Below are 21,432 nucleotides of genomic sequence, written 5' to 3'. Positions count from 1 at the left end.
ATTCCTCATGTCTCGTGTGGCTAAAGCCCCAGTAACTGTCCCTAACGGTGTAACAGTTACTCAGAACGGCCGGCAGGTCGAAGTGAAAGGCACTAAAGGTACATTGTCTTTCAACCTGCATGCGCTGGTCGAGCTAAAACAGGAAGAAGGTAAACTTCAACTAGCTCCAACTAAAGAGTCGAAAGACGCTTGGATGCAAGCTGGTACTGCTCGCGCTGTGCTTAACAACCTTGTAAAAGGTGTAAGCGAAGGCTTCGAACGTAAGTTGCAACTTATTGGTGTTGGTTATAAAGCTGCGGTTAAAGGTACAATTGTGAACCTTAACCTTGGTTTTTCTCACCCAATCGATTACAACCTTCCTGAAGGCGTAACTGCTGAAACTCCAACTGCGACTGAAATTATTTTGAAGTCAGCAGACAAGCAGTTACTTGGTCAAGTTGCTTCTGAAATCCGTGGTTATCGTCCACCAGAGCCTTATAAAGGTAAAGGTGTTCGTTATTCGGACGAAGTTGTTCTTCGTAAAGAAGCTAAGAAGAAATAAGGCGCGAGATTCTTATGAACGAAAAGAAACAATCCCGTTTGCGTCGTGCGAAAAGCACACGCTTGCACATTCGTGCATTGGGTGCGACTCGCTTGTGTGTAAACCGCACTCCGCGTCACATCTATGCTCAAGTGATTTCCGCAGATGGTGGCAAAGTATTAGCGCAGGCTTCTACTTTGGATGCATCTTTACGTAGCGGTACAACTGGTAACGTAGACGCAGCTACTAAAGTAGGTGCTTTAATCGCAGAACGTGCAAAAGCTGCTGGTGTAACTAAAGTTGCATTTGACCGTTCTGGTTTTAAATATCATGGTCGTATCAAAGCCTTGGCTGATGCTGCTCGTGAAAACGGCTTGGAGTTCTAATCATGGCTAAAGTTGAACAAAACGAAGGTCTTGTTGAAAAGCTGGTTGCCGTTGACCGTGTAGCCAAAGTTGTTAAGGGTGGTCGTATCTTCTCTTTCACAGCATTGACTGTTGTGGGTGATGGTAATGGTCGTGTGGGTTTTGGTCGTGGTAAAGCACGTGAAGTTCCAGCTGCTATTTCTAAAGCACTTGAGGCTGCGCGTCGCAACATGATTACTGTAGACCTTGCTGGTACTACTTTACAACATCCTGTGAATGCTCGTCATGGTGCAAGTCGTGTATACATGCAACCTGCTTCTGAAGGTACTGGCGTAATTGCTGGTGGTGCTATGCGTGCCGTTTTAGAAGCTGCTGGTGTACATAACGTACTTGCTAAATGTTATGGTTCTACGAATGCGGCGAACGTTGTAAACGCAACTTTTAAAGGTTTGCGTGATATGACTTCTCCTGAGAAAGTTGCTGCAAAACGTGGTCTTTCAGTAGAACAAATTCAAGGGTAATCAATCATGAAAACGATTAAAGTTACCCAGACTAAATCTGCTTCGCATCGTTTGAAAAATCACAAACTTTGCCTTCAAGGTTTAGGTCTGCGTCGTATTGGTCATACTGTAGAAGTGCAAGATACGCCTTCTAACCGTGGTATGATCAACAAAGTCTACTATATGGTTACTGTAGAGGAATAAGCCATGACTCTGCGTTTAAATGAACTTTCACCTGCTGAAGGTGCAAAGCGTGAACATCGTCGCTTGGGTCGTGGTATCGGTTCTGGTGTCGGTAAAACTGGTGGCCGTGGTGTTAAAGGTCAAAAATCACGTAAAAGTGGTGGCGTTCGCCCAGGCTTTGAAGGTGGTCAAACAGCAATTTATCGTCGTTTGCCTAAATTCGGTTTCACTAGCCAAATCGCATTGAAAACTGCGGAAGTACGCTTGTCTGAACTTGCTAAAGTTGAAGGTGATATTGTTTCACTAGAAACTTTGAAAGCTGCGAACGTTGTTCGTCGTGATCAGGTTCGTGCACGTGTTGTTCTTTCTGGTGAAGTAACTCGCGCGTTTACAGTGCAAGGTGTTGCTTTGACTAAAGGCGCTAAAGCTGCGATTGAAGCAGCTGGCGGTAAAGTCGAGGAGTAATACCGAGTGGCTATGTCTCCTAGTTCTTCAGGTCATGTGAACATGATGAAAGGACAACCATTTCATGTGAAATATCGTGAAATTATTCGCCGATTAATGTTCTTGGTTGGTGCATTGTTGGTCTTTCGACTAGGAGCGCATATTCCGTTGCCGGGTATTGATAATGTAGCGCTAGCCCGTTTTTTTAAAGCCAATGAAGGAACCTTCTTGGGTTTATTTAATATGTTCTCTGGCGGTGCATTAGAACGTATGTCAATTCTGGCTTTGGGTATTATGCCGTACATTTCTGCATCGATTATCGTGCAGTTGATGTCAACGGTTGTTCCTTCGCTAGAAGCTTTGAAGAAAGAAGGCGAGCAGGGCAAACGTAAAATCAATCAATATACACGTTATGGCACCTTGTTCCTTGCTTTAGTGCAGGGTGTAGGGATGTGTGCAGGCTTGATTAGTCAGGGTATTACTTTGACTTCAGGCTTGGCATTTTATGTTCCAGCGGTGGCTTCATTGGTCGCTGGGACTATGTTTTTGATGTGGCTGGGAGAACAAATTACTGAACGTGGTATCGGTAATGGAATCTCTATGATTATTTTTGCAGGAATTGTCGCTGGATTGCCAAATCAGGTTATTCAGGGGTTTACTTCTGTACAAAATGGTCAGGGCAGCTTAATTGGAATGGCTGTATTCGCTTTATTATCACTTGCGGTACTTGCTGCGATTGTTTTTATTGAGAAAGCACAGCGTCGAATTCCAGTTAACTATGCACAAAAACAACAAGGCCGTCGTGTATTTACTGCACAGCAAACACATTTGCCATTAAAAATTAATATGGCAGGTGTAATTCCAGCAATTTTTGCTAGCTCACTGTTATTATTTCCAGCGAGTTTAGGCCAATGGCTGGGAAGCGCTGATCCAAATGCAGGAATTGTAAAACGTGCACTGCAAGATTTGGCACTCGTGCTATCGCCTGGACAGCCGTTGTATCTCATGCTTTTTGGTACGTTAATTATCTTTTTCTGTTATTTTTATACGGCACTGGTGTTTAGCCCAAAAGAAGTATCAGAGAACTTAAAACGTAGCGGTGCATATGTACCTGGTATACGCCCAGGTGAGCAAACGGCTCGTTATTTGGATCATATTCTTAATCGTTTGACTTTTATCGGCGCGATTTATATTACTGTTGTGTGTTTAATGCCAATGATTCTGCAAAGTTCATTTGGAATTCCATTTCACCTCGGTGGTACATCGTTGTTAATTGTTGTCGTTGTTGTGATGGACTTTATGGCACAGCTTCAAGCTCACCTAACTTCACATCAATATGACAATCAAACGTTAATGAGAAAAACGACTGCTCATCCTAAGGGATAAGCGCACTTAGAGGTTTCATCATGAAAGTACAAGCTTCTGTAAAGAAAATTTGTGGTAGCTGTAAAGTTATCCGTCGTAATGGGGTTATTCGCGTGATTTGCAGCGCAGAACCTCGTCATAAGCAGCGTCAAGGTTAATCTGATCAAGACCTGTTGATTTCAGTAGGCGAATTAGGTTAATATCCGCCCCTCAAAGTTTTTTTGTGGGGCGGTTGATTTATCTACTGCCTTTTTGGAGAAAAGTGAATGGCTCGTATTGCCGGTGTAAACATTCCGGATAACAAGCATGCTGTTATCTCTCTCACTTATATTTTTGGTATTGGTCGCCACACATCTAAGAATATCTTAGCTGCTGTAGGTATTGCACCGACAACAAAAATCCGTGAGTTGGATGATGCTCAGCTTGATGCGATTCGTGCAGAGATTGCCAAGGTTCCGACCGAAGGTGATTTACGTCGCGAAATTTCCATGAACATTAAACGTTTAATGGATTTAGGCTGCTACCGCGGTCTTCGTCATCGTCGCAGCTTGCCTGTCCGTGGACAACGCACCAAAACTAACGCACGTACCCGTAAAGGTCCGCGCAAACCGATTAAAAAGTAAGATTTCTGGAAGCTAAAAGATGGCTAAAGATACTCGCACACGCAAGAAGGTCACCCGTACCGTCTCTGAAGGTGTTGCACACATTCACGCGTCTTTTAATAACACCATTGTTACGATTACCGATCGTCAAGGTAATGCATTGGCTTGGGCCACCTCAGGTGGACAAGGCTTCCGTGGTTCACGTAAATCAACTCCGTTTGCTGCTCAGGTAGCTGCTGAAGTTGCTGGTAAAGCAGCTTTGGATTACGGTTTGAAAAATCTGGACGTCCTTGTAAAAGGTCCGGGTCCTGGTCGTGAGTCTGCGGTTCGTGCATTAGGCGCAGTGGGTTATAAGATCAACAGCATTACCGATGTGACTCCAATCCCTCACAACGGTTGCCGTCCACCTAAAAAACGTCGCGTGTAAGGAGAAACATTCATGGCTCGTTATATTGGTCCAAAATGCAAACTCTCTCGCCGCGAAGGGACAGACCTGCAACTTAAATCTGGCGTTAAACCGTTTGACGTCAAAACTAAAAAACATGCTAAAGCGCCTGGTCAACATGGCCAAGCTCGCGGAAAGCAATCTGAGTATTCACTACAATTACGTGAAAAACAAAAAGTACGTCGTATGTACGGTGTGTTAGAGCGTCAATTTAGTAATTACTATAAAGAAGCTGCTCGTGTAAAAGGTGCAACAGGTGAGAACTTGTTGAAATTGCTTGAAAGCCGCCTTGATAACGTAGTTTATCGCATGGGTTTTGGTTCTACACGTGCAGAAGCTCGTCAGCTTGTATCTCACCGTTCTATTACTTTAAATGGCCGTCGTGTTAACATTGCGTCTATTCAAGTAAAAGCTGGTGATGTGATTGCAGTGCATGAAGGTGCTAAACAACAATTACGTATCAAAAACGCAATTGAATTAGCTTCTCAACGTGGTATTCCTGCTTGGATGGAAGTTGATCATTCTAAGTTTGAAGGTACGTTCAAAGCTGCACCAGATCGTTCTGATCTACCTGCTGAAATCAACGAAAGCTTGATTGTAGAATTGTATTCTAAATAATCCTTGAGGTAGCAATAAATGACGCGTACTGCAAACGAGTTTCTAACTCCGCAAGCGATCAAGGTCGAAGCGGTGAGCGGGACCTCGGCAAAAGTGATTCTGGAACCTTTAGAGCGTGGTTTTGGCCATACTCTAGGTAATGCTTTACGTCGCATTCTATTGTCTTCTTTGCCTGGCGCTGCTGTGGTTGAAGTGGAAATAGAAGGCGTCGAGCACGAGTACAGTACTTTAGAAGGCTTGCAGCAGGACATCGTCGAGCTCTTGCTGAACCTAAAAGGATTGTCTATTAAGCTGTTCGATCAAAATGAAGCATATTTGACATTGGAAAAACAAGGTCCTGGCGATATTACTGCTGCGGATCTTCGTTTACCTCATAATGTTGAAGTGGTCAACCCAGAGCATTTGATCGGCACATTGAGTGCTTCAGGTTCAATTAAAATGCGCCTGAAAGTTTCTCAAGGTCGTGGTTATGAAACATCTGACTCACGTTTCCCGGAAGGTGAAACGCGTCCTGTAGGTCGTCTACAGTTAGATGCATCTTATAGCCCGATTAAACGTGTTTCTTACACCGTTGAAAATGCGCGTGTAGAACAACGTACTGACCTTGATAAATTGGTCATTGATCTTGAAACCAACGGTACTGTCGACCCTGAAGAAGCGATTCGCAAAGCGGCAACAATCTTGCAACAACAAATTGCAATTTTTGTTGATCTTCAGAAAGATCAAGCACCTGTGGCTCAGGAACCTCGTGAAGAAGTTGACCCAATCTTGCTTCGTCCAGTAGATGATCTTGAGCTTACTGTTCGTTCTGCTAACTGTTTGAAAGCAGAAAATATTTACTACATTGGTGATCTTGTTCAACGTACTGAAGTTGAGTTGTTAAAAACTCCTAACTTGGGTAAAAAATCGTTGACTGAGATTAAAGATGTTTTAGCTTCGAAAGGCTTGCAACTCGGCATGCGTTTAGAAAACTGGCCACCTGCTAGTTTACGCATGGACGATCGTTTCGCCTATCGTAGCCGTTAATTAAGTAGGACTATCACCATGCGTCATCGTAATAGTGGTGTGAAATTAGGCCGTACAAGCAGCCATCGTAAAGCGATGTTTCAAAACTTGGCGAATTCTTTGTTTGAACATGAGTTGATCAAAACAACTGTGCCTAAAGCAAAAGAATTACGTCGTGTTGCTGAGCCTTTAATCACTCTAGCAAAAAACGATACAGTAGCAAACCGTCGTTTGGCATTTGCTCGTACTCGTTCAGCTGCAACTGTAGGTAAATTATTTACCGTACTTGGCCCTCGTTACAAAGAACGTAACGGCGGTTATCTACGTGTTCTTAAAGCGGGCTTCCGTGCTGGTGATGCAGCGCCAATGGCTTACGTTGAACTCGTAGACCGCGAAGTAAATACTTCAGCAGAATAATATATTTATTCAAAAAAAGATCGGTTTTATACCGATCTTTTTTTATGCTTTTTTAAAAGTTGTCCCCAAGTGATAAAAAAAAGCGACAAATGACCTAAACTTGACATTGCACATTGTCAAATTTGTGCTTTAATAAAATGGAATTCTTCGCAAGGTTATAAAAAAAACATGGAAAAGCTAGTTGATGTATTGATTGTAGGTGCAGGTATTTCTGGTATTGGAATTGCAGCGCATCTTTCAAAAAACTCTCCGCAACGTCAATTTGAAATCATTGAACGTCGTGAAAGTATTGGTGGAACTTGGGATTTATTTCGTTATCCTGGTATTCGTTCTGATTCGGATATGTCGACTTTTGGTTTTAACTTTAAACCGTGGCGTAGTGCGAATGTTCTTGCTGCTGGCCCGGCAATTAAAGGGTATTTAAATGAAGTTGTTGACGAGTTTGGACTAAAAAAGAAAATTCATTTTAAGCATCGCGTGCTTGCTGCAAACTATGATACTGCTCAGAAAAAATGGGTGGTAGAAATTGAAGATGCTGACCTGAAAAAGCAGACTTGGATTGCAAACTTTGTGGTTGGATGCACGGGTTATTATAATTATGATCAGGGCTTTGAACCAGAATTTCCAAATAGAGACGCTTTTAAAGGTCAATTTATTCATCCGCAACACTGGCCTGAAAATCTAGATTATACAGGTAAGAAAGCGGTGATTATTGGTAGTGGTGCGACAGCTATTACCCTTGTCCCTGCAATGGCGAAAGGTGGGGCTGGTCATGTCACGATGCTGCAACGATCACCAACTTATATCGCTTCTATCCCTTCAATCGATTTTGTATATGACAAAATGCGTAAGCTCTTGCCAGAAGATGTGGCCTATAAGCTGACACGTGCGCGTAATATTGGTGTGCAACGTGGTATTTATGCGTTATCTCAGAAGCAACCTCAGTTAGTACGCAAGCTACTTTTAAAATCGATTGAAATGCAGCTTAAGGGTAAAGTTGATATGAAACACTTTACACCAAGCTATAACCCTTGGGATCAACGTTTATGCGTAGTACCTGATGGCGATTTATTTAAAATTTTACGATCTGGCAAAGCCAGCGTAGAAACGGATCAGATTGAGAAATTCACTGAAACAGGTATCCAGCTGAAATCAGGTAAACACCTTGAAGCAGATATTATTGTGTCTGCAACGGGTTTGGAAATACAAATTCTCGGTGGTATTAAAGGCACAATCGATGGTCAGCCTTTAGATACTTCAAAGTCAATGCTTTATCAGGGGGTAATGGTCAGTGATGTGCCCAATATGGCGATGATTATTGGCTATATTAATGCATCATGGACGCTCAAAGTTGATGTAGCAGCAGATTATATTTGTCGTTTACTGAATTATATGGATAAAAATGGCTATGATGAAGTGATTCCAGAAGGGGATCAAACTGAATTAATGGATGATACTGTGATGGGAAGTCTGACATCTGGCTATATCGCCCGTGCAGCAAATGTGATGCCAAAACAGGGTAAACACGCACCATGGAAAGTAACCAATAACTATCTGGCAGATCGAAAGGCACTCAAAAATGCGCGGTTTGATGATGGTGTTTTAAAGTTTCATAAGGTTGATACCAGTGCTGCGCCTAAATCCAAGCCAAAATTGGTTTCCTAATCCATAGCGTATGAATAGCAAAAGGAGCTTTATTTAAAGCTCCTTTTTGTTTAGTTAAGAATGAGTAATTTAGAGAGTACGAGAAATTAACTCTTTCATGATTTCATTAGTGCCTGCATAAATGCGGTTAGCTCGATTATCAATATAAGCACGAGCGATTGGGTATTCCAGCATATAGCCATAACCGCCATGAAGTTGTAAACAGTCATCGACTACTTTGGAAAACATATCTGAAATTTTATATTTCGCCGCTGCGGCTGCATCTATCCCTAAACGTTCTTCCAATTGTAATTGCATGCAACGGTCTAAGTAAGTTCTACAAAAGTCAATTTCTGTACGTAGTTCAGCCAGTTTAAAACGTGTATTCTGAAATGTTCCTATTGGCTTGCCAAAAGCCTTGCGGTCTTTGGTGTATTGAACAGTATGTGCAAACGCTGCTTCCGCCCCAGCTTGACAGATGATTGCGACTAACATACGTTCCCATGCCAATTCTTTCATTAGCATCATAAAGCCCATGCCTTCCATACCAAGTAGGTTTTCTTTTGGAACACGGACATTGTCAAAAAATAATTCGCAGGTATCCTGACCTTTCATGCCGATTTTATTGAGTGGCTTACCTTTACTAAATCCTGCACGATCGGCTTCAACAATAATTAAAGATAAATTGGCTGATCCCTTTTCATTATTGCCTGTTTTACATACGACAATCGCCATATCGCATAAATAGCCATTGGTGATAAAAATTTTTGAGCCATTGATGACATACTCATCCCCCTCTAAAACAGCAGAAGTACGCACCCCTTGTAAATCTGAACCAGTTCCAGGTTCCGTCATGGCAATGGCAGTAACTGTCTCACCTGTCGCCATTTTTGGTAGCCACGTCTGTTTTTGTTCTTCATTGCCAAAATTATTAATGTAATTAGCAACGATATCAGAATGCAATGAAAATCCCGTACTAGAATCCATAGCATAAGCTTGTTCTTCAATTAAAATCATGCTGTATAAGCGATCTACTCCAGAACCTCCGTATTGTTCAGGCATCGTGGTACATAACAATCCCAAATCACCTGCCTTGTTCCATAAATCACGGTCAACATGTTGTTGTTTTTCATATTTTTCGATGTTGGGAACAACTTCCTTTTCATAAAATTTACGCACAGTTTCACGAAAGGCGTTATGCTCCTCATTAAAAAGATTGCGCTCAAGCATATTGGGAATTGGACGAATCGCACCTGATTGCATTGTTGTTGTATCCTTGCAGTTTGTTTTACCAACAGAAAGTAAAAATCATATAGCTAAGGCAAACAATGGGATGAATGCTCAAAAGTTATATTGTGATGATGGATTTAGTCATTCGGGCAAATCAATTGACCACAAATCGGCGCTGATCGGTTAAACTAGCGAAGTTTTTTATCGACTTGGGGAATCTAATGTCTGAAGAACTCACCCTCGAAGAGCGTAAAGTGATTTATCGTGCGCGACGCGGGCTTAAAGAAATTGATGTTTATTTTGATCCTTATGTCCGAAATCATTATCTGACAGCGGAAGCAGCAGAAAAAGCACTTTTTGCTGAATTAGTTGATCAGGAAGATCCAGATTTACTGGATTGGTTTATGGAAGTATCTGAACCACCGAAGCCAGAGCTCAAAACTTTTATTTTGAAGCTTAAGCATTACGTGCATGGTTAATCATCAATTTCAACTGAAACGCAGCTTGCTTGCCCTGTTGTTTCAGTTGGGAATGTTGTTACTGATCGGAATCATCTGGTTCCATCTTTTTCCTTTTTATATTTTTTTGATTGGAACTTTTTTGGCAATTATTGCCTATACAATGTATTTGAAGCGTCCCAAAATGTGGGCTTTGGCTTATCTGGATCAACATCTTTGGTCAATTCAATGGTCAAATCAAGAGCAGATTGAACAAGCACAGCTTTACAAAGTGGTAGATCACCATATTTATATCGTTCTGCATTTTTATCAAAATAACAATTCATACATAATTTGGCGTGATCAAGTTAGCTTAAATGAATGGAAACAGCTTAAAGTTATGGCAAAATTGTTCTAATTGTTAAACAATTTTAAAACCTGTGTTAAATTTAAAATTATTTAAAAACATATGGTTATTGTAAAAAACCTAAGAAATTAATCATATTGTCTGATCAAATTATTGAAAAAATCTTAAATCAAATGATTGTCTGACAATTTTATCGTTATGTATAAATTACATCGGTTAAAGTACAAACACCAACGTAAAGTGTGAAGGAGGTCAGAAATGATCGATATTCCAACGTGGTTGTTTCCAGTCATTGCTTTTGTTTTGGCAGTGGTTATAGGACGAGCAGGAACTTTACTCAGGGATTATATTGAACACCATCAATAAATAAGAGTACAACCCATTCTCCAGTTAATAAGTAGCATGTGCTGAACCGTCGCAATGCTACTTTTTTTTGCCTAAAATTTATGTAAAAACTATAAAAGTGCCAATTTTTCCATCATTTATTTATGTCATATTGCGGGATTAATATTAGAGTAATTGCTCTTTTATTCGGATTGTGCATCTGATAAGGTACAACCCAAAGGAAAAATAAAATGATTTCGAGGGATAGGAAATGCCAAAAATATTCAAAATAGGTCAGGGTTTGGCCGTTGCGGTTCTTGCCTCATCTGTATTATCTGGATGTTCTTATGTGGTCAAATCAGGTGCCAATGTTGCCTTGAATTTTAGTGAAAATCATATCGTTCCACCTATTTTGGCAATGGGTGATGTGGATATGATTTGTAATTCTGGAAATGCTTTAACACCTGCCATTATGGCCACCAAAGATATGGGAGCTGACCCAACTAATATGGCAGTTTTGCTGTATGCAGGTGCGGGTATGTGTGCAGAAAATCAGGCACTTGAAGCTGAATTACATTATTTAAGAGCTTCAAAAGCTGGACAAGTTACAGAAGCGCAAGATGCTCGTATAGAACAAAAACGCTGGGCAGCCGTTGCAGCGCAACGTCAATATAATGGTTATCAACTATTTGCTGAACGTTGGGAGAAAAAATACAAGTATCATTTGGGCGAATCTTGTCCGAAGATGCGTAGTGACAAGGATCAATTGACTTATCTGCTTGGGTTATTAAGTGGTTTACAGGCAGTGACCAATGACATCAATTCTGGTGGGGATGTCAATGTTCCAAAAGATATTGCAGGGATCGTTGAACGTAGTATGGCATGTTTGGATAATACCAAATATTGGGGTGTGCCGAATGCAACTCGTGCTGTTATCTGGACTTTGTTACCAGGGGCTGATGAAGGCAAGCCTGATCCATATGTAACACTTAAGCAGTCTATGCAGATTGGAGAGCAAAAGGGAGTACGTTTATCGCATGCTTTATATGCGGTGGCGGCTCAGGCGAGTGGAGATGATAATAAAATTCGCGATGCGCTTAGATCGTATGCCGAATCCCGTGGTGATGATAAACCTGTAAATCCAAATTTTAGATTATTGGATGCTATGGGCGGTGTGATGGTACGTGGTATTTCTGATCGTTACTGGACTGAAAATACGGGCGTGCGTACAGGTGATGGCGGTATGTCGACATTCTGGGATGAAAGTGGCAAAACTTCTTCAGAATTGGAAGATTTATTTAACGATAGTGGTACAGATGCCAGCAGTACAGATACACCACCAAGCACAACTGAGGAAAAGCCAGCTGAATAAACTCGGCAGACAAAAAGTGTAAATCGTAGAACTGGATATTTTGATTTATAGTGGAGGGGATAAGGCTGTTTAATAACGCTTTGTCCCTTTTGTGCATGTGAATGGAGGCGGATCATGAAAGATGAGGATCTCATTAAAAAAGTGATTTTTGTCGCTGTATGTATTTCCATTTCGGCATGTTTGCAGGTGTTTTCAGATGTCTTTATTTATTGGCGCCCTGCGCTATTAACAGAGTTTTGGCGATTATGGACAGCGCATTGGGTGCATGTCGGCTGGATACATTTTCTGCTCAATATGTTGGCATTTGGCTGTTTGCCTTTTATTTTTCCGCATGCCCGAACACGACATATGATGTTGTTACTACTCGTTTTATCGCCTTTTATTAGTCTGATTTTTTATTTCTTTATGCCACATATCGAGGCTTATGCCGGGCTTTCAGGGGTATTACATGGTATGTATGTTGCTGTTGCTATCGTATATTTGGAATATCCCAAAGAACGTAATTTCGCTATGTTAGTGATTGCTTTAATTGTCATTAAAATCATTTGGGAAAATACATGGGGCAATAGCCGTACAGCACAATTGATCGGTAGCCCAATATTAGTTGAAGCACATTGGTTAGGGGCCTTAGGGGGATTATTATCAGGAATGGCCTATTTATTCAAACAAAAGTTAAAATGCGAAAAAGTTGACAAAATAAACCGCTAAAAATTGTGATCAAGCCATTCTTTAATGGAAAGGTATGTTGCAAATTTAAACAATGGAAAAGGACTGCAATGGGGGATGGAATAACCTATTGCCAAGGAGAGATTACTTAAAACTATCGCTGGTTTTGGGTAATGCTGCAAAAGAACTGGAAAAGACATGCAAGAAAATCAAGAAAATAGATCTGGCCTGGGGTTTCTGGGTTATATCTGGAACGAATGGATTTCAACATACGTCATCCTCATTATGTTATTACTGACCCTGATTATTGGAACAGGTGAAATGATCCATGGTCAGATGTTACGGATGGGAGAGCGTTTATATGGTGATCCCGCAGTCGGGATGCAATATTCCTTTTTACGTGCTGAACCACAAAAACCAGAGTGTGAACGCCATCCAAATATAGATGCGCAGGTTCAGCAACAGATGCAGGCCAATAAACACGATGAGTTTGCTGACTTTTTTGGTGCAGCATCTGAGTCTGATGTTCGTGCTTCTTTGTTAGCAGCACAACAACTTTGTGAAGAAAAACATCAGTTTTACGATAAAGCAATGAAGCATATTGAATCGCATCCATCGCTTCGTGCTTATCGAACTATGGAAACCACTTTCTTTGGTATCTTTAAATTTGGTACAGAGAATCGTACGATTTTCCTGCTGGTTATGGTGTTCTTTGCAGCCATTACCGCTAGCTTGAAAATTCACCATATTGGCTTGCGTAGTCCAAAAACCCGAATTGATTTTCGTGTCTATTCTGTAGCAATGGTTTTGGGTAATGCTTTATTAACTGCTTCTACAATTAGCCAATATCGTTCCCTGATCAATTCTGGTGTTGCATTGACTACAGAAACACTGGTCATTGCATGGTTGTGGATGGGACTATTTGGTATTTTGACCTTAATTAGTCTTTATCAGTTGTTCAGGATTCCGAAAACAGCTCAACCTGGTGGGAATTTTGGTTTAGCATTACTCAGTGTGCCCTTATATGCTTTTATGTCAATTTTGACAGGCATAGCATTTACCTTCTTCATGGATTATCCAATGGGGCAAGGGATTTATTTGAGTATTCTGGTCGAATTCTCAGGGATCTTCTTGAATTTGGCGTTATTTATCTGGGCGGGTATGTTATTGACTCAGACTCGTGTGATGGACCTGTTCCTGAACATTCTGCGTCCTTGGAACCTTGCACCTGAAACATTGACTTGGTTAATTCTTTTAGCAGCAGCTATTCCTACCGCTTACACAGGCGCATCGGGTATTTTCGTTATTGCAGCTGGTGCGATTATTTATAAAGAAGTCTGGAATTCAGGAGCACGTCGTCAGTATGCATTGGCTGTTTCTGCAATGTCAGGCTCGTTGGGTGTGGTGATTCGTCCATGTCTATTGGTTGTTTTGATCGCAATGCTAGATAGTCGTCATGTGACTTCGGATGAATTATTTGATCATGGTTTTTATGTTTTCTGGCTGACGGCATTTATTTTCCTAGGTGTATCGTTGCTGTTAGCTGAAACTAAATTCCGCGTGAATTCACCTAAAGTGGCTGTGCCAGGTATGCTACGTGCGTTGATACCTGTTATTCCTTATATTGTTATTACTGTTGTGGTGTTAGCGTTTTATAAGTATGGTTTAGATACAAGTATGAACGAATTCACCGCACCTGTAATTTTACCTCTGGTGCTAATCGCGATTATTTTGTTTGATAAGTTGCGTAAAGAACCTGAACATTTACCTCAAGTGCAAGCGCATGAGTCTTTGATTAAGCAACATGAACAGGATTCGCCATACTTGCGTGAGCATGGTGCACAAAGTACTCAGTACCGTCGTGGTTTCTTTAGTTCAATGCACTTTGCCACTGCAGAAACAGTAGGACATATCGGTGCGTTAATTATTCTAATGGCACTTTCTGCAAGTGTTGGTGGACTAATCGAACGTACCGAGATTGTGGAATATTTGCCGACACATTTGGGCAGTATTTATATTTCATTGTTCTTTATTGCGATGTTGCTAGCATTAATTGGTATGTGTACCGATCCATTTGGTGCAGTGATTTTAGTGGCTGCGACTATTGCACCTGTGGCTTATGAAAATGGTATTCATCCTATTCATTTCTGGATGATTGTATTGGTTGCATTTGAATTGGGTTATGTTACTCCACCAGTGGCGCTCAATCATCTATTGACGAGGTTGTCAGTAGGAGACGAAGAAGTCGCGGCGGCAGATCGCGAAGCCAAAGAAAAATATACCAGTTTCTATTATCGTTATGAACGCTGGTTATTACCGATCATGGTGTTATTCCCAGCTTTAATGATTGTGACCTTTGCGCCTTATATCTTTAAGATGTTTGGTTGGTATCATTAATTAGAATATCCATCTTATTCAAACATTAAAGCACCTTCGGGTGCTTTATTTATTGGAGGCTAGTAATCATGAGAATAATTAAACCATTATGCATAGATCAATTCATCATTAAAACTTCAGTTATCAGCCAATCACTTGCCTTACACCATCGAATATTTGATTAATATAAAAATAAGAGTTTAGTGACTTTTTAGGTCTTTATAAAATCGGCTTACCATGTACCAAGAAAAATGATAAAAGAGTGATTGTGTCTTTAGACTTTAAAGATAGAAGCGTAAGCGTTTTATCTAGGACATCACGTGAACGAGAAATAGAGGATAAAGATAATCGGGCAAGGAAGTTACCCGCCCAATTCTGAAATCTAAAGAAATTATTTTTGCTCGGAGAGCTGAGCTTCAAGTAACTTCACTTGTTCCTGTTTTAGCTTAATCAACGTATCGGCATCCTGATGTTGGGCTTTTAACGTTGATTGCTGTTCTTTAAGCTGAGCTTGAATATCATCAAGTTTAGCGACTTCCTCTTTTGCAAGAGAGGCTTGATCAGGAACGGGTGTTTTTAGAATTGATTCATCAATTAAAGCATGAGGCGCGGGCTCACTTTCCGCAGATGAATCGGCAGGAAAAGCGGGTTTTGTTTCTGGTTTGGATACAGGAGTCTGTGCTTCAACTGCCTGTGTGGTGGTTTGCACGGACTTAGTCTGACTTTCAGCAAAAAACCATTGTGCAGCAAAAAATAGCAACACAAGAATGCTGATTCCCCCAATAATGATCCATAACAAACGAGAGTTATGGCGTTGTTCTAACGTCATTGCTTAAGCCTTTTATTTTGAACGACGTGGTTTGAATTGTATCACTCCGACTTCATCAGCGACCGCTGGTACATCAGGCTCTTCAACATGAGTAGGGCGATTTTCACTATAGTCACATTCGATACATTCAATCCATTCGTCGTCGTTTGTGGTTAGCATGACAATCCGATCTGCGGCACCGCATTTTGGACATTTAGCACCTGCAATAAACCGACGTTTCATTTTGTCACTTCCTAACCACTTACGAACAATTTTGACGCTTAGTTTAAGCCGTTTTATGGTCGTTCGTCCAACCCTGATGACGTAATAATGCATCAATTTTTGGTTCACGACCACGGAAGTTGACAAACGCCTCTAAAGCCGTATCTTTGCCACCCACGGCGAGGATGGCTTCACGAAACTCATGCCCCGTTTTTGTGTTAAAAATGCCTTCTGACTCAAAGCGGTCAAATGCATCACTGGCAAGGACTTCAGCCCATTTATATGAGTAATATCCTGCCGCATAACCGCCTGCAAAAATATGGCTAAAACTGTTTTGAAAACGGTTATATGAAGTGGTTGGCAATACTGAAAATTGACTGCGAATGTCATCTAAAACAGACTGGATTTGTGTGCTGTTTAATGCAGGATTTTTGGAATGAATGGTTAAATCGAACAAAGCAAATTCAATTTGTCTAAGTGTCTGCATTCCAGATTGAAAGAAACGAGCATTTAACAATGCGCTGAGTAATTCTTCAGGTAATGCTTCTTTGGTTTCAATATGTTCACTGAGTACATCCAGACTTTCTTTATCCCATGTCCAAAACTCCATAAACTGGCTTGGTAGCTCTACTGCATCCCATGCTACTCCATGTGTTCCAGCAACAGAGATATTATCTACTTCAGTCAGCATGTGGTGTAAACCATGCCCGAATTCATGAAAGAGCGTATTTACTTCATCATGAGTAAGTAGCGCAGGCTGATTACCGACAGGCGGGGTAAAGTTACATACCATATAGCAAATCGGTTTTTGTAAGCCTTGTGTGGTTTGCATACGGGAACGGAAGCCGCTCATCCATGCACCGCCTCGTTTACCATTACGTGCATAGAGGTCGAAGTAGAATCCAGCGATGACTTTGCCTTGATCTTCGAGCTCATAATAATGAACATCAGGATGCCAGACGGGTGCTAGACGTTCAACAATCTGAACGCCGTACAAACGGTTAACGATCTGGAATAATCCCTGAATGATTTTAGGTGCAGGAAAATATGGTTTAAGGGTTTCTTGAGATAAATTAAACTGTTTCTGTTTAAGTTTTTCTGAATAATACCCACTATCCCAAGGCTGTAATTGCTCAATGCCATCCTGTTGAGCAATCGATTTAAGTTCCTCTATTTCCTTAAGTGCTGGGGCGCGAGCATGTTCAGCCAAATCAACCAGAAAGTCATGTACAGTTTTTACATCTGGGGCCATTTTGCTAGCGAGTGAATATTCGGCAAAATTATTAAAACCTAATAATGCTGCCATTTCTTGACGTAATTTTAGAATTTCTTCCATCACGCCAGTATTATCAAACTCTTTATGATCTGATTGATCCGACGCACGTGTCGTATAAGCTTTATATAGTTCTTCGCGTAAGCTGCGGTCATTAGCGTAAGTCATAATCGCTAAATAGGCAGGCATATCTAGTGTTGCGACGGGTTGGTCGAGTTCACGCTGTTGTCCGTATTGTTTTAACAACTCAATACTGCTTTGTGGTAAGCCATCTAATTGCTCTTGATTCAAAGGCTTAAAATAAGCTTGGGTTGCATCCAGAACATGATTGGAAAAATCAGAAGATAGTTGTGATAAGCGTGCCGAAATTTCTGCATAACGTTTTTTTGAATCACCTTCGAGTGCAACACCTGATAATTTAAAATCGCGTAAAGCTAGACGAATAGCACTTTGTTGGGCTGCGCTTAGAGCAGAAAATTGTGGACTGTCATGGATGTGTTGATAGGTCTGATAGAGTGCCGTGTGCTGACCCAGTTGAGTATAATATTCACTCAAAGCAGGCAGTAACGACTGATAAACTTCGCGGGTTTGAGCGTTATTCATCACGGCATTAAGATGAGACAAGACGCCCCATGATTCGCTCATATTATTTTCAAGCTCATCCATTTGTTCCAATACTTTCACTTGCTCGGAAAAATCAGTCGGAGCCTGTTTTAAGGCCTGTAGAAACTGTTGGCCTTGTGTAATATTTTTTTCGATGTCTTGCTTGAGTGTATCAAGCTGGATGTGATCAAAATGAGGAGCGGGAAGGGTTGCTTTCTGTAATGTCATTGTCGTAGCCATAATTTTTTAAACTTATGACTAGATGTAAGGGTTTAAAGCAAGGAAATCAAGTTGAGCTCAGGATTTATTAAAATGATTTCTTTTTAAATCCTTAGTCCATCTTATTCATTTAGATAAATCGTTATTCTGCACAAATCATGCAAAAAACCTATTCTATTTCATAATGCGATATTTTATATGGGTAACTAGGTCTGTACCCCTTTGTTCAAGTATCTCTAAATTAATAGGGGGCATATCCTCAAATAAACGTTGACCTTGACCCACAATGATTGGAACAACATGTAGCCATAATTCATCGATTAGACCCGCTCTCAGATATTGATTAACGGTACAGGCGCCTCCTGCAATAGCTACATCTTTTTCACCAGCAAGCTTTTTTGCCTTTTCCAATGCGCTATGTATTCCATCCGTCACAAAATGAAAAGTCGTTCCTCCCTGTAAAGAAAAATTTTCACGTGCTGTGTGGGTTAGTACAAAAACAGGAGCATGATAGGGCGGTTCCTCACCCCACCAGCCTTGCCATGTATTATATTCTGGTCCAGTTGGACCAAACATGTTACGACCCATAATAAATGCGCCCGCAGAGGTTAGACTGGCGATTTCATTCTTGTTTTGATCGGCTTGACCAAATAACCATTTGCATAAACTTTGGTGAATATTGGGTAATTCACCAAAAGGTTTATCTTCAGTCATATGGAGGCCTGCGACAAAACCATCAACAGATATACAAATACCGCATATGACTTTGCCCATATTCGCCTTCCTGAGGTCTATTTAAGTATCCAGTTTGCTTTTCGCATTGGATTTCTTACGTTTAGGTTTGGTTTTTTTCTTCACCTTTTCTGGTTTTGCCGTCACTGGTGCAGTTGCTTTCTTGCCCGATTTTTTGGCATAAGAACTCGGCTTATTTTTCGATTTCTCTTTCTTTCGTGAGGGTTGCTCATCAGGCTCAACGTGTGAATTAAACACATGTTCAGTGGTTTGAGCTTTGGCAGTCCGTGGTGCGCGACTACGAATGATTCGACCTGCATGAGTAATTTGCTGAATTAACTCAAAATCAATCTTGCGTTCTTCCAGATTTACAGCAGCGACTTTAATTTTGAGTTCATCACCTAAACCAAAAATCTGCCCACGATTTTGACCTACCAAACTTTGACTTGCTTGATCATAAAGGAAGAAATCATCACCTAAATGGCTGACATGAATCATACCATCTACATATAAATCCTTTAAGGTTACAAACAAGCCAAACTCAGTTACAGCACTGATAATACCAATAAACTCTTCGCCCAAATGCTGCTGCATATAATGACATTTTAACCATGACGTCACGCTACGTGACGCTTCATCAGCACGGCGTTCAGTTTTAGAGAAATGTTCTCCCGCATCATCGAGTGCTGCACCAGAAAGTGGATAAGGTTTTTGTTGCAAATGGGCCTTGATTGAACGATGTAAGAGTAAATCAGGGTAGCGACGAATAGGCGAGGTAAAATGTGTATACGCTTCATACGCCAAGCCATAATGCCCCGCATTTTTTGCGCCGTAAAAAGCTTGCATCATCGAGCGTAACAGCACCGCATGAATACTGGGTGCATCGATGCGATCTTTGGTTGCTTCGATCACACGCTGATAATCTGCCTGCGTTGGTAGATCAGGGAAAGGTAAGCCTAATAGTTTGACAAAGTCTTTCACTTTTTGAATACGAGAAAATTCAGGTGCTTCATGGACACGATAGAGCATTGGGATATCATGTTTTAAAGCGTATTCTGCTGCTGCGACATTGGCCAGTAACATACATTCTTCAATAAGCTTATGTGCTTCATTGCGTGTACGAGGCAAAATTTCCTTAATTCCGCCTAACTCATCAAACGTCATATAGGTTTCAATGGTTTCAAACTCCATCGCATGACGTTTTGCGCGTAATTCTTTAAGTGTTTGATAGAGTTGAAATAAGGTATTTAAAGATTTTTGAATGGATTTATCCGTAGGAACCGCATCGGTTTGACCATCAAAATATTGTCCGACCTGAGTATAAGTTAAACGTGCTTTGGAATGCATCACCGAAGGGTAAAATTCATAATCCATGACACGACCAGCGCGTGATAATTTTAGATCACAAACCATACACAAACGATCAACGTGCGGATTTAATGAGCAAAGTCCGTTAGAAAGAGCTTCTGGTAACATCGGTAGCACGAAATGCGGAAAATATACCGATGTACCGCGTTCCTGAGCTTCATCATCAAGTGGTTTCCCTAAACGCACATAATGACTGACATCGGCAATTGCCACTACCACACGATACCCGCCACCTGAACGTTTTTCAGCATAGACGGCATCATCAAAATCACGCGCATCTTCACCATCGATGGTCACTAACGGTAAATCACGCAAATCGATACGATCTGCAATATCTTTTTTAGAGGGTTCTTTAAAGCTTTCAGCCTCGGCGACTACTTCTTCAGGAAATTCATAAGGCAGGCCATATTCTAAAATGGTCTGAGGAATAATGATCTCGGTATCAGCTTTGTCTGCCATCGACTGAATGACATGGCCTGTTGCAAATTCTTCACGCGTTGGATAGTCATCAATCTCAATACGCAAATAATCGCCAACTTTGGCATTGGCATGCTCAATCAACTCTTTTTCTAAAGGAATTGGCTGATGTGCATTAGGCGCAGCGGGCTGAATATGAAATTCACCTTCATGTTCTGCTACCTTGCCAATTAATTGTTTGATGCGGTGCTGCATCACTTCAGTAATAAAGCCCCAGCCTTTGCCTTTACGGTCAACCGAAGTCTGACGAACTTTGACACGATCGCCATTAAATACCAAGCGTAACTCACGCTCAGGTAACAAGAGATCATTTTGACCATCGATATGGGCAGAGCCCAGACCTTTGTTATTAATATAAACGGTCGCTTCAAAAGTAGGCTGATCCCCAAGAAGCTGAAATTTAAAACCATCTTTGGCGATTTGACCATCACGAACCATCGCGCTTAAACGATGACTTAAGGCTTCTATACTTTTTTGATCTTTGATTTCAAAATGATCGACTAATTCGGCATGCGAGAGAGGCGTGTCGATTTGCTCGAGTGTCTTTAAAATAAGCGTCCGGCTAGGGATAGGATTTTCGTAACGCTCAGATTCTGCTTTCGCTTCAGGGTCTACCCAGTTTTTCATAATGTCTTTTGGCTTCATATTTGAAGATAAGTTTAGCATAGCTTATGCAGTAACATTCTGCACGATCATCATGACAAGTCTATGTTATTTATATTTAGATGCGTATAGCTCAAACATAGTCATTATATTAACAAGCTGTAAAGACTAAATCATTCGACAGAGTACAATTTTGTTTAAAAAATAGTTGATTGGATAAAAAACTAAGAAAAATTAGATGTGATGA

General features: G+C 41.0%; 24 protein-coding genes. 18 read left to right on the top strand and 6 right to left on the bottom strand.

Annotated elements, in window-relative coordinates; genetic code table 11:
• Positions 1-7 precede the first annotated feature (7 nt).
• The 13 genes from rplF to IAE19_RS12205 all read left to right on the top strand — a co-directional run bounded on the left by rplF (position 8) and on the right by IAE19_RS12205 (position 8,129).
• Positions 8-541 (top strand): 50S ribosomal protein L6, encoded by a 534-nt coding sequence (gene rplF, locus IAE19_RS12265; protein ID WP_200461212.1) that lies wholly within the window; start codon positions 8-10, stop codon positions 539-541.
• Positions 542-555: 14 nt separating this feature from the next.
• Positions 556-906, top strand: a complete 351-nt coding sequence (gene rplR, locus IAE19_RS12260) for a 50S ribosomal protein L18 (RefSeq protein WP_002049741.1) — start codon at positions 556-558, stop codon at positions 904-906.
• 2 nt (positions 907-908) lie between these two features.
• Complete coding sequence (rpsE, locus tag IAE19_RS12255) at positions 909-1,406, top strand: 30S ribosomal protein S5 (protein WP_004657688.1); 498 nt, start codon at positions 909-911, stop codon at positions 1,404-1,406.
• Positions 1,407-1,412: 6 nt separating this feature from the next.
• Positions 1,413-1,589, top strand: a complete 177-nt coding sequence (gene rpmD / locus IAE19_RS12250; RefSeq protein ID WP_200461211.1) for a 50S ribosomal protein L30 — start codon at positions 1,413-1,415, stop codon at positions 1,587-1,589.
• 3 nt (positions 1,590-1,592) lie between these two features.
• On the top strand, positions 1,593-2,033 hold the full coding sequence (gene rplO, locus IAE19_RS12245; RefSeq protein WP_200461210.1) for a 50S ribosomal protein L15: 441 nt from the start codon (positions 1,593-1,595) through the stop codon (positions 2,031-2,033).
• 45 nt (positions 2,034-2,078) lie between these two features.
• A complete protein-coding gene (gene secY / locus IAE19_RS12240) occupies positions 2,079-3,398 on the top strand; it encodes a preprotein translocase subunit SecY (protein WP_171406783.1) in 1,320 nt (439 codons plus the stop codon).
• A gap of 20 nt (positions 3,399-3,418) precedes the next feature.
• On the top strand, positions 3,419-3,535 hold the full coding sequence (gene rpmJ, locus IAE19_RS12235) for a 50S ribosomal protein L36 (RefSeq protein ID WP_000867907.1): 117 nt from the start codon (positions 3,419-3,421) through the stop codon (positions 3,533-3,535).
• A gap of 108 nt (positions 3,536-3,643) precedes the next feature.
• Positions 3,644-4,000: a 30S ribosomal protein S13 gene (rpsM, locus tag IAE19_RS12230; RefSeq protein WP_200461209.1), complete on the top strand. Its 357-nt coding sequence runs from the start codon at positions 3,644-3,646 to the stop codon at positions 3,998-4,000.
• Positions 4,001-4,019: 19 nt separating this feature from the next.
• Positions 4,020-4,406, top strand: coding sequence for a 30S ribosomal protein S11 (gene rpsK, locus IAE19_RS12225; protein ID WP_001040166.1), 387 nt, complete (start codon positions 4,020-4,022; stop codon positions 4,404-4,406).
• Positions 4,407-4,418: 12 nt separating this feature from the next.
• Positions 4,419-5,042 (top strand): 30S ribosomal protein S4, encoded by a 624-nt coding sequence (gene rpsD / locus IAE19_RS12220; RefSeq protein ID WP_200461208.1) that lies wholly within the window; start codon positions 4,419-4,421, stop codon positions 5,040-5,042.
• A gap of 18 nt (positions 5,043-5,060) precedes the next feature.
• Entirely contained in the window at positions 5,061-6,068 is a 1,008-nt protein-coding gene (locus tag IAE19_RS12215; protein WP_004924164.1) for a DNA-directed RNA polymerase subunit alpha, read from the top strand.
• Positions 6,069-6,086: 18 nt separating this feature from the next.
• Positions 6,087-6,464 (top strand): 50S ribosomal protein L17, encoded by a 378-nt coding sequence (gene rplQ / locus IAE19_RS12210; RefSeq protein WP_004924167.1) that lies wholly within the window; start codon positions 6,087-6,089, stop codon positions 6,462-6,464.
• A gap of 168 nt (positions 6,465-6,632) precedes the next feature.
• Positions 6,633-8,129 (top strand): flavin-containing monooxygenase, encoded by a 1,497-nt coding sequence (locus IAE19_RS12205; RefSeq protein ID WP_200461207.1) that lies wholly within the window; start codon positions 6,633-6,635, stop codon positions 8,127-8,129.
• A 69-nt stretch (positions 8,130-8,198) separates the two neighbouring features.
• Here IAE19_RS12205 and IAE19_RS12200 read toward each other — a convergent pair whose 3' ends face one another.
• Positions 8,199-9,371: an acyl-CoA dehydrogenase family protein gene (locus tag IAE19_RS12200; RefSeq protein WP_200461206.1), complete on the bottom strand. Its 1,173-nt coding sequence runs from the start codon at positions 9,369-9,371 to the stop codon at positions 8,199-8,201.
• Positions 9,372-9,559: 188 nt separating this feature from the next.
• On the opposite strand from IAE19_RS12200, the gene IAE19_RS12195 reads away from it, so the two are divergent.
• The 5 genes from IAE19_RS12195 to IAE19_RS12175 all read left to right on the top strand — a co-directional run bounded on the left by IAE19_RS12195 (position 9,560) and on the right by IAE19_RS12175 (position 14,901).
• Positions 9,560-9,817 (top strand): succinate dehydrogenase assembly factor 2, encoded by a 258-nt coding sequence (locus IAE19_RS12195; protein ID WP_200461205.1) that lies wholly within the window; start codon positions 9,560-9,562, stop codon positions 9,815-9,817.
• Positions 9,810-10,193, top strand: a complete 384-nt coding sequence (locus IAE19_RS16650) for a hypothetical protein (RefSeq protein ID WP_227612255.1) — start codon at positions 9,810-9,812, stop codon at positions 10,191-10,193. The genes IAE19_RS12195 and IAE19_RS16650 overlap by 8 nt, the downstream gene beginning before the upstream one ends.
• A 544-nt stretch (positions 10,194-10,737) precedes the next feature.
• Positions 10,738-11,838, top strand: a complete 1,101-nt coding sequence (locus IAE19_RS12185) for a hypothetical protein (RefSeq protein WP_200461204.1) — start codon at positions 10,738-10,740, stop codon at positions 11,836-11,838.
• A gap of 114 nt (positions 11,839-11,952) precedes the next feature.
• The gene (gene rrtA / locus IAE19_RS12180; protein WP_200461203.1) at positions 11,953-12,546 is read left to right on the top strand and encodes a rhombosortase; all 594 of its coding nucleotides are present in this window, start codon (positions 11,953-11,955) and stop codon (positions 12,544-12,546) included.
• Positions 12,547-12,702: 156 nt separating this feature from the next.
• Positions 12,703-14,901 carry a TRAP transporter large permease subunit gene (locus tag IAE19_RS12175; RefSeq protein WP_200461202.1) on the top strand — a complete coding sequence of 733 codons (2,199 nt, stop codon included), beginning with the start codon at positions 12,703-12,705 and terminating at the stop codon, positions 14,899-14,901.
• Positions 14,902-15,271: 370 nt separating this feature from the next.
• Here IAE19_RS12175 and IAE19_RS12170 read toward each other — a convergent pair whose 3' ends face one another.
• The 5 genes from IAE19_RS12170 to rnr form a co-directional block, all read right to left on the bottom strand.
• A complete protein-coding gene (locus IAE19_RS12170; protein WP_200461201.1) occupies positions 15,272-15,709 on the bottom strand; it encodes a hypothetical protein in 438 nt (145 codons plus the stop codon).
• A gap of 12 nt (positions 15,710-15,721) precedes the next feature.
• Positions 15,722-15,931 (bottom strand): YheV family putative zinc ribbon protein, encoded by a 210-nt coding sequence (locus tag IAE19_RS12165; RefSeq protein WP_200461200.1) that lies wholly within the window; start codon positions 15,929-15,931, stop codon positions 15,722-15,724.
• 43 nt (positions 15,932-15,974) lie between these two features.
• Positions 15,975-18,014, bottom strand: coding sequence for a M3 family metallopeptidase (locus IAE19_RS12160; RefSeq protein WP_200461199.1), 2,040 nt, complete (start codon positions 18,012-18,014; stop codon positions 15,975-15,977).
• Positions 18,015-18,179: 165 nt separating this feature from the next.
• Positions 18,180-18,779: a dihydrofolate reductase family protein gene (locus IAE19_RS12155; protein ID WP_200461198.1), complete on the bottom strand. Its 600-nt coding sequence runs from the start codon at positions 18,777-18,779 to the stop codon at positions 18,180-18,182.
• Positions 18,780-18,800: 21 nt separating this feature from the next.
• Positions 18,801-21,212 carry a ribonuclease R gene (gene rnr, locus IAE19_RS12150; RefSeq protein WP_200461252.1) on the bottom strand — a complete coding sequence of 804 codons (2,412 nt, stop codon included), beginning with the start codon at positions 21,210-21,212 and terminating at the stop codon, positions 18,801-18,803.
• Between the last annotated feature and the right edge of the window lie 220 nt (positions 21,213-21,432).

The organism is Acinetobacter sp. S40, assembly GCF_016624705.1.
Lineage (GTDB): Bacteria > Pseudomonadota > Gammaproteobacteria > Pseudomonadales > Moraxellaceae > Acinetobacter.
Note: the sequence above shows the minus strand (reverse complement) of the source record. Positions and strands in the feature narration are given on the sequence as shown.